This window comes from Candidatus Bathycorpusculum sp. (genome assembly GCF_009778815.1).
GTDB classification, from domain to species: Archaea; Thermoproteota; Bathyarchaeia; order Bathyarchaeales; family Bathycorpusculaceae; genus Bathycorpusculum; species Bathycorpusculum hydrogenotrophicum.
In genome coordinates this window covers 13,590-28,326 of the sequence record NZ_WRFL01000001.1, presented here as the reverse complement: position 1 = coordinate 28,326, position 14,737 = coordinate 13,590, and the positions used below count along the sequence as shown (strand labels likewise).

Annotated in this window: 9 protein-coding genes; 7 read left to right on the top strand and 2 right to left on the bottom strand. The window is 44.4% G+C overall.

Going from position 1 to position 14,737, the window contains the following annotated elements; all coding sequences use genetic code 11:
- Window positions 1-83: 83 nt before the first annotated feature.
- Together FWF39_RS00110 and FWF39_RS00105 are read right to left on the bottom strand one after the other, a co-directional pair.
- Window positions 84-1,268, bottom strand: coding sequence for a magnesium transporter (locus tag FWF39_RS00110; protein ID WP_343381395.1), 1,185 nt, complete (start codon window positions 1,266-1,268; stop codon window positions 84-86).
- Between the two features lie 200 nt (window positions 1,269-1,468).
- Window positions 1,469-3,541: a radical SAM protein gene (locus FWF39_RS00105; protein ID WP_343381394.1), complete on the bottom strand. Its 2,073-nt coding sequence runs from the start codon at window positions 3,539-3,541 to the stop codon at window positions 1,469-1,471.
- Between the two features lie 139 nt (window positions 3,542-3,680).
- On the opposite strand from FWF39_RS00105, the gene FWF39_RS00100 reads away from it, so the two are divergent.
- The 7 genes from FWF39_RS00100 (at window position 3,681) to FWF39_RS00070 (ending at window position 14,592) form a co-directional block, all read left to right on the top strand.
- Window positions 3,681-3,980 (top strand): hypothetical protein, encoded by a 300-nt coding sequence (locus tag FWF39_RS00100; RefSeq protein WP_343381393.1) that lies wholly within the window; start codon window positions 3,681-3,683, stop codon window positions 3,978-3,980.
- A 300-nt stretch (window positions 3,981-4,280) separates the two neighbouring features.
- Window positions 4,281-5,729 (top strand): tryptophanase, encoded by a 1,449-nt coding sequence (locus tag FWF39_RS00095; protein WP_343381392.1) that lies wholly within the window; start codon window positions 4,281-4,283, stop codon window positions 5,727-5,729.
- A gap of 161 nt (window positions 5,730-5,890) precedes the next feature.
- Entirely contained in the window at window positions 5,891-7,768 is a 1,878-nt protein-coding gene (gene treZ, locus FWF39_RS00090; RefSeq protein ID WP_343381391.1) for a malto-oligosyltrehalose trehalohydrolase, read from the top strand.
- The gene (locus FWF39_RS00085; protein WP_343381390.1) at window positions 7,765-10,197 is read left to right on the top strand and encodes a DUF3536 domain-containing protein; all 2,433 of its coding nucleotides are present in this window, start codon (window positions 7,765-7,767) and stop codon (window positions 10,195-10,197) included. Before treZ ends, FWF39_RS00085 begins: the two co-directional genes overlap by 4 nt.
- A gap of 2 nt (window positions 10,198-10,199) precedes the next feature.
- Entirely contained in the window at window positions 10,200-12,782 is a 2,583-nt protein-coding gene (gene treY, locus FWF39_RS00080) for a malto-oligosyltrehalose synthase (RefSeq protein WP_343381389.1), read from the top strand.
- A complete protein-coding gene (gene malQ, locus FWF39_RS00075; protein ID WP_343381388.1) occupies window positions 12,775-14,274 on the top strand; it encodes a 4-alpha-glucanotransferase in 1,500 nt (499 codons plus the stop codon). The genes treY and malQ overlap by 8 nt, the downstream gene beginning before the upstream one ends.
- A gap of 150 nt (window positions 14,275-14,424) precedes the next feature.
- The gene (locus FWF39_RS00070) at window positions 14,425-14,592 is read left to right on the top strand and encodes a hypothetical protein (protein ID WP_343381387.1); all 168 of its coding nucleotides are present in this window, start codon (window positions 14,425-14,427) and stop codon (window positions 14,590-14,592) included.
- The last annotated feature ends 145 nt before the right edge of the window (window positions 14,593-14,737 follow it).

The window sequence follows — 14,737 nt, the reverse complement described above, 5'->3', positions numbered from 1 at the left end:
ACTCTACTTTCTCAAACTTGTGCAACTTTTAAAGAGCGCTCCAACCAATCAATACCTCTTCTAGCATATTTTAATTATGCTATCTAAAACAGCAACAATAACGCCACAAACAACGCTATCGTAGTTAGAGCATCCGCCAAAGCACTTACCAGTGGGATGACAAAATTGTCTGGATCTAAACCATACTTAAACGTTAAAATCGAAATGGCAAAAAGCACTAGCACAATAGCTGCAAAAGCAATCACGTTTGAAACCAAAAGAATCAGCAACAGATTACCCAATGCTATCCCCGTAAAGGGACCATTGACTGCTAATGCAACTACCGCTATGACTACAAAGAACATAAATGTCGATACCCACGCACTCAGAATGCTTTTTGCATGATTTTTAATCGCACCAAGGGTCGGCGATAAAACCCCCAGCGTAAGCTTTACCGTAGCCGCAGAACTCACTATCAAACCTGCATCACCCATCATATCAATCATGGCAGGATAAACAGTATAGATTGTTCTGTTGCCATTTACAATGTTGCTTATGCCTTTTAGAAATGTGCCTGTAATGTTTACCAGAAAAGCAACTAGGAGTATGGTGGGCAGAGATTCTTTGATGATTTGTCGAAATTCCCTATCTCGAGCGTTTAGGGGCAAAACAGCCAACACTAAACCTACATTGATTAAACCAAAGATGACAATTGCCCACTGCCCAACTGAGAAGTATAGATTAAGGACCACTATGTAGAGAAAAGTTATCAGTATATTGGCCAAGATGGAAACTGCAGGATAGACAATTGTGTCGGGGTCTAGACTTCGTTTAAAGGAGATAAACGTGAATTTAATCGTTATCACCGTAATTAGCAATCCCAGCGAGAGGGTAGCAACCATGACTGTTAGAATGGCTGGAAACTCGCTGATTGTAACTCCCCAAAACAGAGAACCAAACAACATCGCAACTAGGCTGATGGTTGCACTTGTTGTTAGGGTTAGAACAACCATTGCACTGAGCAGTTTGTAGAAACTTTTAGTGTTACCAAAAAAGCGCGGATAAGCTGTTCCTAAGTGTAGCGCAGTGCTTAAGCGTCCTGTAAGCAACCCAGTAATAATTGCTTTTACGCTAATTATCGCAGGATAGAGTGCTATAGCCCAAGGGGTAATCTCAAAAACCCCGAGTTGCAGTGCAATCATAAAACCCGCAAGTAAACCGCCTAAATCAAGAATACAGGCTAGGGAGGTCTCTTTAAACGTTCCAAGGAAACTCTGAAAGTTACCCATGTGCATCTACCCTGGCCTCCTATAGTGTTAGTATGTTGAAGGTTCTTAAGTTAAATGTTGTCTAGGCCAAAATCCTAATTATCCTCAACGGTTGCTGTGTGATACGACTATTATTTTCTCTGCGCATTTTGGTATCCGCATTCATACAGCACCGCCTTAACGGTTGCCAACTATATCTGTCCGTCAGGTTTGGAGGTTGGTTAGTAGTTTTTTGGTTGATATACGCACCAAGGGTCTTCGGTTAGGTAATCTTTTTTCTGTTCAGATGGTACATGGAGATCGCCGCAGTAATCAATAAAGTCGCTGGATAAGCCATAGGCACGGGCTCGGCAGCCGCCGCATTGTATTTTGTATTCGCAGGCGCCGCATTTGCCTTTGAGGCAGTTGGGGTTGCGGAGGTTTTTAAAGACTTCAGAGTTAAACCAGATATCTTTGAAGCTCTGTTCTCGCACATTGCCTAGTTTGATTGGCATATAGGGGCAGGGGGTTACATCACCGTTGGGGTAGATGCGGCAATAATACATGCCTGCAATGCATCCTCGAATCCACTGTCTCATATCCAAGTTCATGCCTTGGGCAATACGCATAAACTGTGGTGCGCAGGAGGGACGTACGTTTAGGCGGTGGCGATGGACTTTGGCAAACGTGGTGGTTATCATCTCTTCGTATTTTTGGGGTGAAATATCGGTAAGTTTTACGCCGCGCCCAGTGGGTACCAAGAAGAATAGATGGAAATTTTCAACCCCGATGGATTCGGCTAGACTCATGATGTCATCTATTTGATCATAGTTTTCATGGGTAAGGGTGGTGTTGACTTGAACAAGTACATTGTTTTTGCGCAGAGCCTTGCAGGCATTGACCGCCCGTTCCCAAGCGTTATTTACGCCGCGAAAATCATCATGTTGTGCAGGGATATGTGAGTCAAGACTAATAGAAACGGTTGCAATACCTGACGTTTTAAGCTTCTTTGCAACAGCATCATCGATGAGATATCCACTGCTTCCCAATCCCATTTTGATTCCTTTTTTGGAGCCATACTCGATGAGTTCAAAAATATCGGGACGCAACATGGGTTCCCCGCCGCTAAGAATAAGCAGAGGCCGACTAACTTCATGGATTTGATCCATCAGTTGCTTGCCCTCTTGGGTGGATAATTCATTATCTAGTTTCTTTCCATCCGCGTCTAGGTAGCAGTGACTGCATTTGAGATTACATTCGCGGGTAACATTCCAAGACATAACCAGCGGTACAAAACGCTCTGGTTTTTGGGCTTGGGGGGAGTAAGCGAGTTTGAGGTAATATTCACATATACCATCGCTGGCGAGACGTTTGGGTTGCCATAGCGTAAAGGGAAACGGCAAAACAGTATCGAGCATGGCCTTGGCATGAGCAAAGCAGAAATGTTTGCAGAACAATGCCGTAGTTTTTGGGTCGACCCCATATTTTTCTTCTGCGAAGCGATGACTGCCATAGATGGGACAGTTGAGAAACTCCATCTTGCCATCCAGATTTTCCATACCCATGTTCATGTTGATGAAGTGATCACTTAGCATGACTGATTGGAGTTTTTCTCTGCGCATGCCTACTTTTAGGGTTACATCCAAGGCGATGTTTACCGTTTCCTGTCCAAACGTATCGCGCACATGCTCCATCACTTTCTCCACAGTCTCTAGTCCTTCTGACTTTACAAGTTCGGATAGAACCAGTAATCCTCGGATGGTTTCGTATTCTTGGAGAAGCCGCATCAAGATAACCTGCTCGGCCCAATCTCTAAACAATTTCTCTAACGCCGGTGCGGCTTGGGCGTCTTTGCTTGCTAGTAGTGTTTCTGTCTTTTTTTGTTGTTCTTTTAGCTTGTTAAATAAACTGATTTTTTCTTCACTGTCGGGGTGTTTGATGGAGACGATTTTTTTGAAATCAAAGTTAAGTTCCATGTATTCTTTGACGAGTTCTTGAGCATCGGTATAGAATTCTCCATAAATCTTGGATAATACAACAGAAACATCTGGTTGACTGATGTCTAACTCGTCAAGGAGTACTTGTGTTTCTGTTTCCATTTTGGTAATCATTGCCATGTGATAGAGCAACGAACCCGCCATGCCTGGATCAGCTTGTCTGCCACCCATAAAACCAGCAAAAATCTGTGAAACTAATTTTTTTGCTACATCAAAATCTTGCTTATCAATGGCACACAATGCTTGGTCAAGTTTTGCCTTTCGATCATTTAGTAATTGTGCCCATTTATGGCATTGCCTAACATCAAAGTTTGCCATCTGTTCACCCAAACGCATTAGAGATTGATGGTGACCCTAAAAAAGCTTAGCAACCTTGCTAAACAACGATATCAATTTTAGTTGACCCAATAGCCTAATTAAGCCCGAAGAAACATAGCCAAAGGCAAGGGTGCACCAAATGGACTTCAACTTTAATCTAATCTACGCATTAGTCGGTTTCTTAATTATGCTGGGTGTGTTGGGCGGTATAGGCATCAACAAGCCCCGCGGTATGAGCGTTAAAATGTGGTGTGCTGGTTACCTCGTTGTCGCCATTGGATTTGACATCCTTGTTGTGATTGCCTTATTGTGGCACTTCGAGTGGCTAAACAACCTGCTCATAGGATTAGCCGCAGGCGCCGCAACAGGCTTAGGCCTCCATGTCATGCACCACATCAACGAAGAAGGTGAACATGAACACGGCATGATGGGCATGTAGTTCAGTGTCTCCAATAGCCGCTGAAGAGTACAGATAATATCTTAACTGGTTGATTCCCAAAAGGGTTCTCAATCTACTTCCACTACGGTCAACCGTGAGTTTATACCGCATGGAGGTTCCGAATAAAACCGAGTGTGTCTGTATTGTTTTTTCTTTTACTACCTAACATGTGTTATATTCCAAGCGGCGGATACCCAATCAAGAAAAGAATTTGTTGTTTGTCTTTATGTTACCTGTTTTTATATTAAAGCATATAAATTATATTGATTAAAGGATAGCAGAAGAGATGAGGAGACCAGTATGCGCGAATTAAAATTCTATACCGGTAACGCTGTACCCCTTGAAATGCACAAAGTGCGGGTTGTACAAAAATTAAATTTACTGCCCATTGATGATCGATTAAAAGCCATTAAGGAAGCTGGTAACAATACTTTTCTGCTCCGAAATAAAGACACATTTCTAGACATGCTAACCGACAGTGGCGTAAACGCTATGAGCGACCTTCAACTTAGCGCCATGATGGTTGCTGATGACAGCTATGCCGGAAGTGCAACTTTCTCTAAACTGGAAAACAAACTCGAAGAAATTTTTGGAACAAAATATGTCTTGCCTGCTCATCAGGGCCGTGCATGCGAACACATCATCTCCCGAGTGTTTGTAAAAAAAGGCGACATCGTGCCCACAAATTATCACTTCACAACTACAAAAGCACACATATGCCTCCAGGGCGGTACCGTTTTAGAAATTCACTACCCTGAAGCATTGATCGTTGAGAGCAACAACCCCTTCAAAGGCAATATGTCTCCTGAGCTTCTAAAAAAAGCCATAGCTGAATATGGCGTAGAGCGAATCTCGTTTGTGCGCCTAGAAGCCGGTACAAATCTAATCGGCGGCCAGCCTTTCTCTCTTGCAAACCTAAAAGAAATTTATAACATCTGCAAACAACACAACCTCCTCTTGGTACTTGACGCAAGCCTCCTAGCAGACAACTTGTATTTCATCAAAGTGCGCGAACCAGCTTATCAGAATGTGGATATCAGAAAAATTGCTCGCGAAATCGCTGATCAGGCTGATATTATTTATTTCTCCGCTCGAAAATTAGGTCATGCTCGCGGCGGCGGCATTTGCACAAGCAATCATGAATTGTATATGAAAATGCGCGAACTAGTCCCACTCTTTGAAGGCTTCTTAACCTATGGCGGTATGAGTGTTCGCGAGATGGAAGCAATCACTGTTGGTTTAGATGAAACAATGGATTACGATATGATCAGTCAAGGGCCATTGTTTATTGAATATATGGTAAATGAGCTAAAACAACGCGGTGTACCTGTCGTTACACCCGCAGGCGGTTTAGGTTGTCACCTAAATGCCATGGAGTTTGTTTCCCATATTCCTCAATCCGAATATCCCGCAGGCGCGTTGGGTGCGGCTCTATTTATTGCCGGCGGCATCCGAGGTATGGAACGTGGTACCCTCTCTGAAGATCGTGAGGCTGATGGCTCTGAGCATTATTCCAACATGGAACTTTTACGCTTGGCCGTTCCTCGAAGAGTCTTTACCCTCTCACAAATTAAATATGCAATCGACCGTATCGTTTGGCTCTACGACAACCGCAAACTCATCGGTGGATTGAAATTTGTGGAAGAACCCAAAGTTTTACGGTTCTTTATGGGTAAATTAGCTCCCGTATCTGACTGGCAGGAAAAACTGGTGGCTAAATTTAAAGCTGATTTTGGCGACAGCCTCTAATCCGCTAACCAACCCTCCAAAGGAAGATTCCTTTCGGAGAATTCATCTCCCTTTACTCACTTATTTTTAAAGTCATCAAAAATCTAGCCAATATTATTATTTAGTTGTCTCCCCTATAATGCTGATAGAGTTTTAACGGCTAAACCTAATAGTTTTACAAAGTGCCGTTTGTCTCTGTTCGTTTTAGTTTTGGGGTTAAAGCGTTGTATGTTGGAGCGGATTTTCAAGATGGGACCTGTCGTTTTATAGTCTGGGCTCCAAACCAAAAACGCCTTACGCTTGTGTTGCCCAAAGAAAACCAATATTTTTCCATGGACAAATCAGCGGGCGGCTATTGGACCACTACCATAGAGGGTCTTGAAGCAGACACCCGCTATCTCTACGAACTAGACAACAAAACCCAAACCCCTGATCCAGCCTCCCACTATCAGCCCGAGGGCGTTTTTGGTGCCTCACAGGTTATTGATCATGATGTTTTTCGCTGGAGCGACCAGCAATGGTGTGGCTTAGACCTCAAAGATTTGATATTTTATGAATTACACGTGGGCACCTTCACTCAAGAGGGCACTCTTCAAGCCGTTCAAAACCGCATCAAGACACTACGTGAATTGGGCATAAATGCGGTGGAGCTTATGCCCATCATGCAGTTTAGCGGCAAACGTAACTGGGGCTATGACAGTGTCTTTCCCTTTGCTGTGCACAACAGCTATGGGGAACCCAACGGCCTAAAAGCACTAGTTAATGAGTGCCACAACCAAGGCGTCGCACTGTTTGTGGATTGTGTATACAATCATCTAGGACCTGAAGGCAGTTGCCTAAACAACTACGGACCCTACTTTCCCAGCACACAACTCGGTCGCTGGGGAGCAAGCATAAATCTTGACGGCCCCCAAAGCGAGGGAGTGCGTAACTACTTTCTTGAAAACCTCTTTCACTGGCTAAACCACTACCACCTCGATGGCATACGCCTCGATGCCGTTCTCTCTATGCACGATAAAAGTCCCCGCCACTTTCTAGTTGAACTCAACGAAAAAACCCACGCATACGCCAAAACGACGGGCAGAAAAACATATCTCATAGCCGAAAGTGGCTACAACATACCTCAAGTTCTCACCCCCATAGACAAGGGCGGCTTTGGCTTTGATGCACAGTGGCTCGATGATTTCCAGCATGCAGTTTTTGCACTGCTCACAGGCGAACACGAAGGCTACTACGGCGACTATGGCCGTATTGAAGATCTAGCTGAGACTCTAACTGAGGGCTTTGTCTTTGTCGGAGATGAACCCAACTACAAACGCAAACGTCCCGAGGAATCCTACCGCTGGTTAGCGGCTGATCAATTCATCGTCTTTAGCCAAAACCATGACCAAGTGGGTAATCGCCTCTTAGGGGAGCGCTTAGCTACCTTAGCTGGATTTGAAGCCGCAAAACTATCAGCTGGTATTGTGTTACTCTCACCCTATGTTCCCTTATTGTTTATGGGTGAAGAGTATGGCGAGACAGCTCCTTTTCAGTTTTTTGTCGACTACCAAAACAAAACCCTCTCTGAGGCGGTCAGAACAGGCCGAAAAAAAGAGTTCGCATCTTTTCATTGGCAAGGGGAGGTGCCTGACCCCCAGAGCCCCCAAACCTTTGAACAATCCACACTTAACTGGCAAACCCGTAACACCGAGCAGGGACAAAAAATCCTCTCATATTACCATGCCTTAATTGAGTTGCGAAGAAAACACCCGCTTTTTCAGCCCCAGACCCAGCGGCAAATAAAACACCTCTACATAAAGAAACCTGTTTTATTTGTGCATAAACAAAGCGATAATGCAGAAGAAGCCGGTATCATTGCAAACTGTGCAAACACTCCAACACGCTATACTTTCCCCTTTGAAGGCGGTCCATATGTGAAAGTGCTCGATTCAGCAGATTTTGCTTATGCCGGTTTAGGCTCACTGCTTCCAACGTTGGCTAATAGCGGTGACACGCATACTATTGGGGCCTTCAATTTGGCCGTATTTCTCAAGCAATCCCAGGATGATCCAAGTTGACTGAGCGCTATATCTGTATCCATGGGCACTTCTACCAGCCTCCCCGTGAAAACCCTTGGCTTGAAGAAGTTGAATTTCAAGACTCTGCCCAACCCTACCATGATTGGAACGAACGTATAACCGCTGAGTGTTATGCTCCCAATGCTGTTAGTCGAGTTATGGACTCGGAGTGGCGCATTATGGGCTTAATAAATAATTACAGCCGTATCAGCTTCAACTTTGGCCCCACTCTGCTCTATTGGCTAGCTAAACACAAACCCCCAGTTTATCAAGCCATCCTTGATGCTGACAAAGAAAGCCTGACTAATTTTGGAGGACATGGCTCCGCTATAGCACAGATCTACAATCACATGATTATGCCCTTGGCTAATCGCCGTGACAAGGAAACACAGGTAAAGTGGGCTATTTACGATTTTGAGTTACGCTTTGAGAGATTTCCTGAGGGTATGTGGTTATCTGAGACGGCGGTAGATATAGAAACCCTAGAGGTTTTAGCAGAGAACAACATTAAATTCACTATTCTCTCATCTCATCAAGCCCTAAAGATACGCAAAATCGGCGAGGACAACTGGTTTGATGTTTCGGATGGCAAAATTGATCCCCGCTACCCCTACTTGTGTTATTTACCCTCCGGAAAAACAATCGTATTGTTTTTCTTTGACCGGCGTACAGCTGTTGATATCTCCTTTGGGCATTTGCTTGAAAACGGTGAAGCCTTCGCCAAACGTCTCATCGACGCCCTAAACCCCCAAGATGGCGAGGGACAAATAGAAAATATCGCCAGTGACGGCGAACTCTATGGACACCATCACCCTCACGGGGATATGACTTTAGCATACTGCATCTACTCCATCGTATCTAACGAAACAGTTAAACTCACAAACTATGGAGAGTTCCTCGAAAAGCATCCCCCGCGACATGAAGTACAGATAGCCCAAAACACCTCCTGGAGTTGCAGTCATGGCATTGAGCGATGGCGAGCTGATTGTGGTGACAACATGGGTAGAGCCGGCTGGCATCAGACCTGGCGCAAACCCCTCCGAGAAGCCATGGACTGGCTAAGAGACACTCTAATACCCCAATTTGAACAAGCAGTTGCCCAGTATCTAACTGATCCCTGGGTCAGCCGAAACGACTACATCAAAGTAGTCCTAAACCGCTCAAGAGAAAACATTGAACTGTTTCTCTCAAATCACTCAAAGCAGCCGCTAAACGAAAATGAAAAACGTCGAGCTATCCAACTCTTAGAACTACAACGCCACACCATGCTTATGTACACAAGTTGCGGGTGGTTTTTTGACGAAATCAGCGGTATTGAAACAGTGCAGGTCATGATGTATGCCGCACGGGTGATGCAACTAACCAAAGACCTCTTCAACCTCGATCTAGAGACCCAGTACCTCCAAATACTTGAAGGCGCACCCAGCAACATACCCGAATTCTCTAACGGCGCAAAAATCTATAACATATTTGTAAAACCCGCCATAGTAGACTTTGCCAAGATAAGCGCCCAAAACACCATGCGCGAACTCTTTGCTGACAACATAGAACCCCCCTCAGCCGCCTCCCAGATACCCAATAACTGTTTTAGCATAAAAATGGAAAACATTGAAAAACAAGACGACGGAAAATTCCGTCTCCACCTCAACCGCTCCACAGTTTTCTCCTCCATAACCCTTGATGAACAAACCTTTAGCTGCGCTGCCCTCTGGCTAGGTGATCACAATGTCATCTGCGGAGCCCAACCCAACATGCCCCAAAATCAATTCCTCACCCTATCTGCTAAGCTGATTGAAACCTTTGAGAAAGAACAGATCAACGAAATACTTTTAGATATATCAAAATATTTTGGACCCAACTATTCCCTAACTGATCTCTTCAAAGACGATCAACACTACATCCTTGACTACATCGTGGCTGATGGCTTAAACAAAGCCAAAGAACTCAACGACATCATCTATCATGATAACTCAGCAATACTTCGATTCATGAAAGAAAACCGCATCCTCCCACCCAAGCCCCTGCAATCAGCCGCCGAAGTTGTCATCAACATGGAAATAGAACAACTACTCCGCTCCCAAACCATAGATTTAGAGAAACTACAAAAACTCATCAATGACTCCAAATACCTCACCCTCACCTTGGACTCTCAACTCTTAGGGTTCCAAGCTAGCCAAAAAATCACCCAAGAATTCAACAAACTCGCCCAAACACCCCAAACCCTCGAAACCCTAAACAACCTAACCACCCTAATCCGCATGATCCACGAGCTTTCTCTACCCCTTAATCTTTGGCAATCCCAAAATATCCTCTTCAAAATCACACAGAACCAGTATCAAACCCTAAAAACCAAAACAGATCCAACCTCACAGACTTGGGTTATAGCGTTTACTAGCCTATGTGAATTAATCGGAATACGGCTGACATAACCATGAAAGCCCCCCGAGCAACTTATCGCATACAATTAAACCAAACCTTCCCCTTTAGTAGCCTGCGAGATATCGTGCCCTACCTCAGCAAACTCGGTATATCCCACATCTATGCCTCACCAATTTTCCAAGCTCAACCAGGTAGTCTACACGGCTACAACATAACCAATCCCACCGCCCTAAACCCAGAACTCGGCACCAGAGCCGACCTTGAGGACCTCCTAAACGAGCTCAACGCTTACGGATTGGACTGGTTACAAGACATCGTCCCAAATCACGCCGCATGCACCCCTCAAAACAAACAACTCTACGACGTTTTAACCAAAGGTTCCAACTCAACCTACGCCCGTTTTTTTGACATAGACTGGAATTATCCCTCAAAGAAGCTATCGGGAAAACTGTTGTTACCCATCCTAGCAAAGCCCCCAAATCAATGCTTAAAAAAAGGTCAAATAAGTTTGGCCTATGATGCCGGTTTCAAAATAGTCTATGGTAATCTCACATTTCCACTAAACGATACTACTCAGCAGCATCTAACCCTAGAGGGTTCAATTCAGCAGGTGCTTGATAAATATAATAACAATCCCCAACTCTTCAGCACATTGCTATCCAAACAATACTACCGTTTTGCTCATTGGCAAACTGCATATAGATGCATTAACTATCGTCGTTTTTTTGACATCAACGGCTTAATTGGTACCTGTATGGAAAACCCCGCCGCTTTTGCGGAATGGCATCGTCTCATTTTCGAGTTGATGCAGCGCAATGCAATTGGCGGTTTAAGGGTCGATCATATCGATGGTTTATATGATCCCAAAACCTACCTCAAAGAATTGCGTGTGCGCTGTCCCAGATCTTACCTATTGGTGGAGAAAATCCTAACAGGTGAGGAACCTCTGCCAAAAACTTGGCCCATTGAAGGCACCACAGGCTATGACTTTCTTAACTATGTCAACAAGCTCTTGGTACAAAGTGCTAATGAATCCACATTTACTACCCTCTACCAAAATTTCACCGGTAACACCCAAACCTTTGAGGACCTATTGTACCAAGCAAAGAAAGCCGTTGTGATGACCTATTTTTTGGGAGATGCACAAAACTTGGCAAGATTGTTTGCTAACGCTATGGGTGAATCGATGTATAATGTGTCGCTTGACCAAACGCTTCTAATGGTTGTGGAGTTGCTGGCTTGCTTTCCTACTTATCGCACCTATATTGACGGGTCAAACAGCGATGATGATTCAGCATTTAGAGTTGCAATTAAATTAGTCCAAACGCGAAATCCCCCGCTTACCACTCAGCTCACCGTACTGACCCGATTGTTAAACAAGCGCCAGACATCGCCCAATGCATTGTTTGCGCTGAGACGATTCCAACAGTTCACAGGCGCTGTTATGGCTAAAGGCTTTGAGGACACCCTGCTCTACCGCTATGTAAGGTTACTATCCCTAAACGAAGTAGGCTCAAATCCCGCTCAGTTTGGCATATCCACAGATCAGTTCCATGAATTTAACCAGTTACGACAACAGACCTGGCCGTTGACCCTCAACGCCACAAGTACCCATGACACCAAACGCGGTGAGGACACACGGGCAAGGCTTAACATATTGAGCCAAATTCCCAATGAATTCCAAACCAACATAGCGCAATGGCAAAAAATCATTTTCTCAAAAAAGACGCAGATCAACGGTGCCGCCGTCCCAGACGACAATGAAACTTATTATCTCTACCAAACACTCCTAGGCGCTTATCCCTGGGATGATATAGAACAGCAAGAGTTCCCCAACCGCATAGCTCAGCACATAATTAAGACTCTGCGGGAGGCCAAAGTGCATTCCTGCTGGATTGAACCCAACCTGCCCTATGAAGATACAGTGGTTGCTTTTGCACTCTCACTTCTATCTGACGCCGAGTTTATGGATGCATTTTTGCCTCTCCAGAGAAAAATCGCTACCTATGGTCTTCTCAATTCACTTACCCAAACCCTGCTAAAAATTGTCTGTCCCGGCATTCCTGACTTTTACTGGGGCACTGAGCTGTGGGATCTAACCCTTGTTGACCCCGACAACCGCCGCCCCATAGATTTTGCGCTGAGACAAAAGCTACTATCCAAAGTTGCAACCCTAAACCCCAAAAAAGCAATAACTCTTTTGGCTACTCCAAGCGATGGAAAAGCTAAACTCTACATAATCTACAAAGCGCTTCAGTTCCGAAAGAGCCAACCTCTGCTCTTTGAGAAAGGCAAATACTTGCCAATAACCATCAAAGGCCCTCAATCTAATCACGTAGTGGCTTTCTGCCGAATAAACAACAGCGGTAGCGGCGATTATGCGTTGGTTGTTGTACCCAGATTTGTTACTGAGTTGCTCTCTGTAGAGTTGAGCAAATCCCAAATGTCTAACCCCCAAAATTGGTACGATATTAACTGGGCAGATACCTGCCTAAGCCTTCCTGAAGGTCTGCCCTCCAGATGGATTGATATATTCACTGGAAAACCTCTATTCTCTGACTGCGGACAACTACCCCTAAGTGTGGTTCTCAACGATTTTCCCGTTGCCCTGCTCTATGGTGACAAACATGGCTAAATCTCAGCGTGCCAGTGGGATTTTGCTTCACATAACTTCCCTTCCTTCGATGTTTGGTATCGGTGACTTGGGCCCTGAGAGCTATAGATTTGCTGATTTGCTTGCTAGCAGTAAGCAACACTATTGGAGTATTCTGCCGTTATCGCCAACCCGGCTCGAAGACTCCAATTCACCCTACCAAACAAGTTCCGCCTTCGCTGGAAACCCCCTCTTAATCAGCCCTTATTTGCTTGTTCAAGATGGCCTTTTATCTAAACTAGACATCAAACATCTCTCAACATCTAACGCCAAAGTGAATTTTGCAGCTATCTATTCTAAAAAACAACTCATGCTAAAAGCGGCCTACCAAAACTTCAAAAAATCAAAGCTCAACGCTACCTCCGAGTTTGAAACTTTTTGTAGCCAAAATAACCATTGGCTGTGTGACTATGCACTCTACAATGCGTTGAGACAAAAAACAGGTATCCCATGGTATGACTGGCCCTTATCTATTAAAAACCGCGAACTCTATGCAATCGCCCACAAACAGCAACAACTAAAAGAAGAAATTGAAGCTGAAAAATTTTCACAGTACCTCTTCTCTAACCAATGGTACCGCCTAAAAAAATACTGCAAAACACGCCAGATAAATCTCATTGGCGATTTACCCTTCTATGTTGCGCACGACAGCGCCGATGTTTGGGTACATCCTGAGCTCTTTAGTCTCTACCAAAACGGCAAATCCAAATACGTTGGAGGCGTACCCCCCGATTACTTTAGTTCATTGGGGCAGTTGTGGGGTAACCCTGTCTATAATTGGCAAAACCACCAAGTCACCAACTTTGAATGGTGGATAAAACGCATAAAACATACCCTAACCCAATGTGATAGATTGCGTCTGGATCATTTCCGCGGGTTTGTAGCCTACTGGCAGGTATCAGCAAAAGCAAAAACTGCCCAAAGCGGACAATGGATCAAAACACCAGTCAATGCATTTTTTGAGACCCTAACGCAGACTTTTCCATCCTTACCCTTCATAGCCGAGGATTTAGGCTACATCGACAAACCGGTTAAACGGGCCATCAAGCAACTGGGGATTCCCGGTATGCGCGTATTGCTCTTTGGCTTAGACAGTTCCAAAACTAATCCTCATGCTCCAGAGAACTATACTAAAAATTCAGTTGCATACACCAGCACCCATGACACCAACACGGTCTTCGGATGGTTTACCACCGAAGCAACTGCTAAACAACGCCAAGCCTTTCTCAAGCTAATTGGCCGTCCAGTTTCTAAACGTGATGTCAGTTTTGAAGCTATCAAACTGGTTATCTCCTCTTTAGCTGGGTTGTGTATTTTTCCCCTTCAAGATGTTTTGGGATTAGACGCTAAAACCCGAATGAACAATCCTGGTCACCCAAAAGACAACTGGCAGTGGCGGGTAACAGAAAAACAACTTGCAAACCTGTGCATAGATGAACTCTACGATATTACCGTTACCGCCAACAGAGCTTGATGGGTAGGACGATGATAATTAAATAAACAAAAATTAAATCGCTTAGCGATGGAAATATTGTTCTATAGTAGTTAATCTGTTGCTGATTGGGTCTTAATTTTGGCCAAGATTTAATTTAAAGAGATGTCTATACCCTCATGGGGCCCTATAGTGCCAAAGAAAGAAAGTATAGAGGTAAGTGAAGCGGAAACTTTTGCATCTTATAATGAAAAGTTGAAACTCAAATATGGTGATAACTGGTTGGGACGCGGTAAATGTACCGGCTTAGAGTTTAAGCGCTGGTTAGCACTGCGTGATAATCTGGCCGAAATCCCCTAAACCCGTACCTAAGCTTCTGATTCCTCGATATTCATGGTGTGGCCGAGAGGAAGTTGCCACTAAATTCGTATTCGGGATTTTGAGGTGAAAAGTCTGTTGAATTATATTTTGTTTGCCAAGATTTTGACGGCTTAAAAAGCCGTCC

Excerpts from the sequence above, each read along its gene's own strand:
- FWF39_RS00110 (WP_343381395.1), bottom strand. The coding sequence starts at position 1,268 with ATGGGTAACTTTCAGAGTTTCCTTGGAACGTTTAAAGAGACCTCCCTA.
- FWF39_RS00105 (WP_343381394.1), bottom strand. The coding sequence starts at position 3,541 with ATGGCAAACTTTGATGTTAGGCAATGCCATAAATGGGCACAATTACTA.
- FWF39_RS00100 (WP_343381393.1), top strand. The coding sequence starts at position 3,681 with ATGGACTTCAACTTTAATCTAATCTACGCATTAGTCGGTTTCTTAATT.
- FWF39_RS00095 (WP_343381392.1), top strand. The coding sequence starts at position 4,281 with ATGCGCGAATTAAAATTCTATACCGGTAACGCTGTACCCCTTGAAATG.
- treY (WP_343381389.1), top strand. The coding sequence starts at position 10,200 with ATGAAAGCCCCCCGAGCAACTTATCGCATACAATTAAACCAAACCTTC.
- malQ (WP_343381388.1), top strand. The coding sequence starts at position 12,775 with ATGGCTAAATCTCAGCGTGCCAGTGGGATTTTGCTTCACATAACTTCC.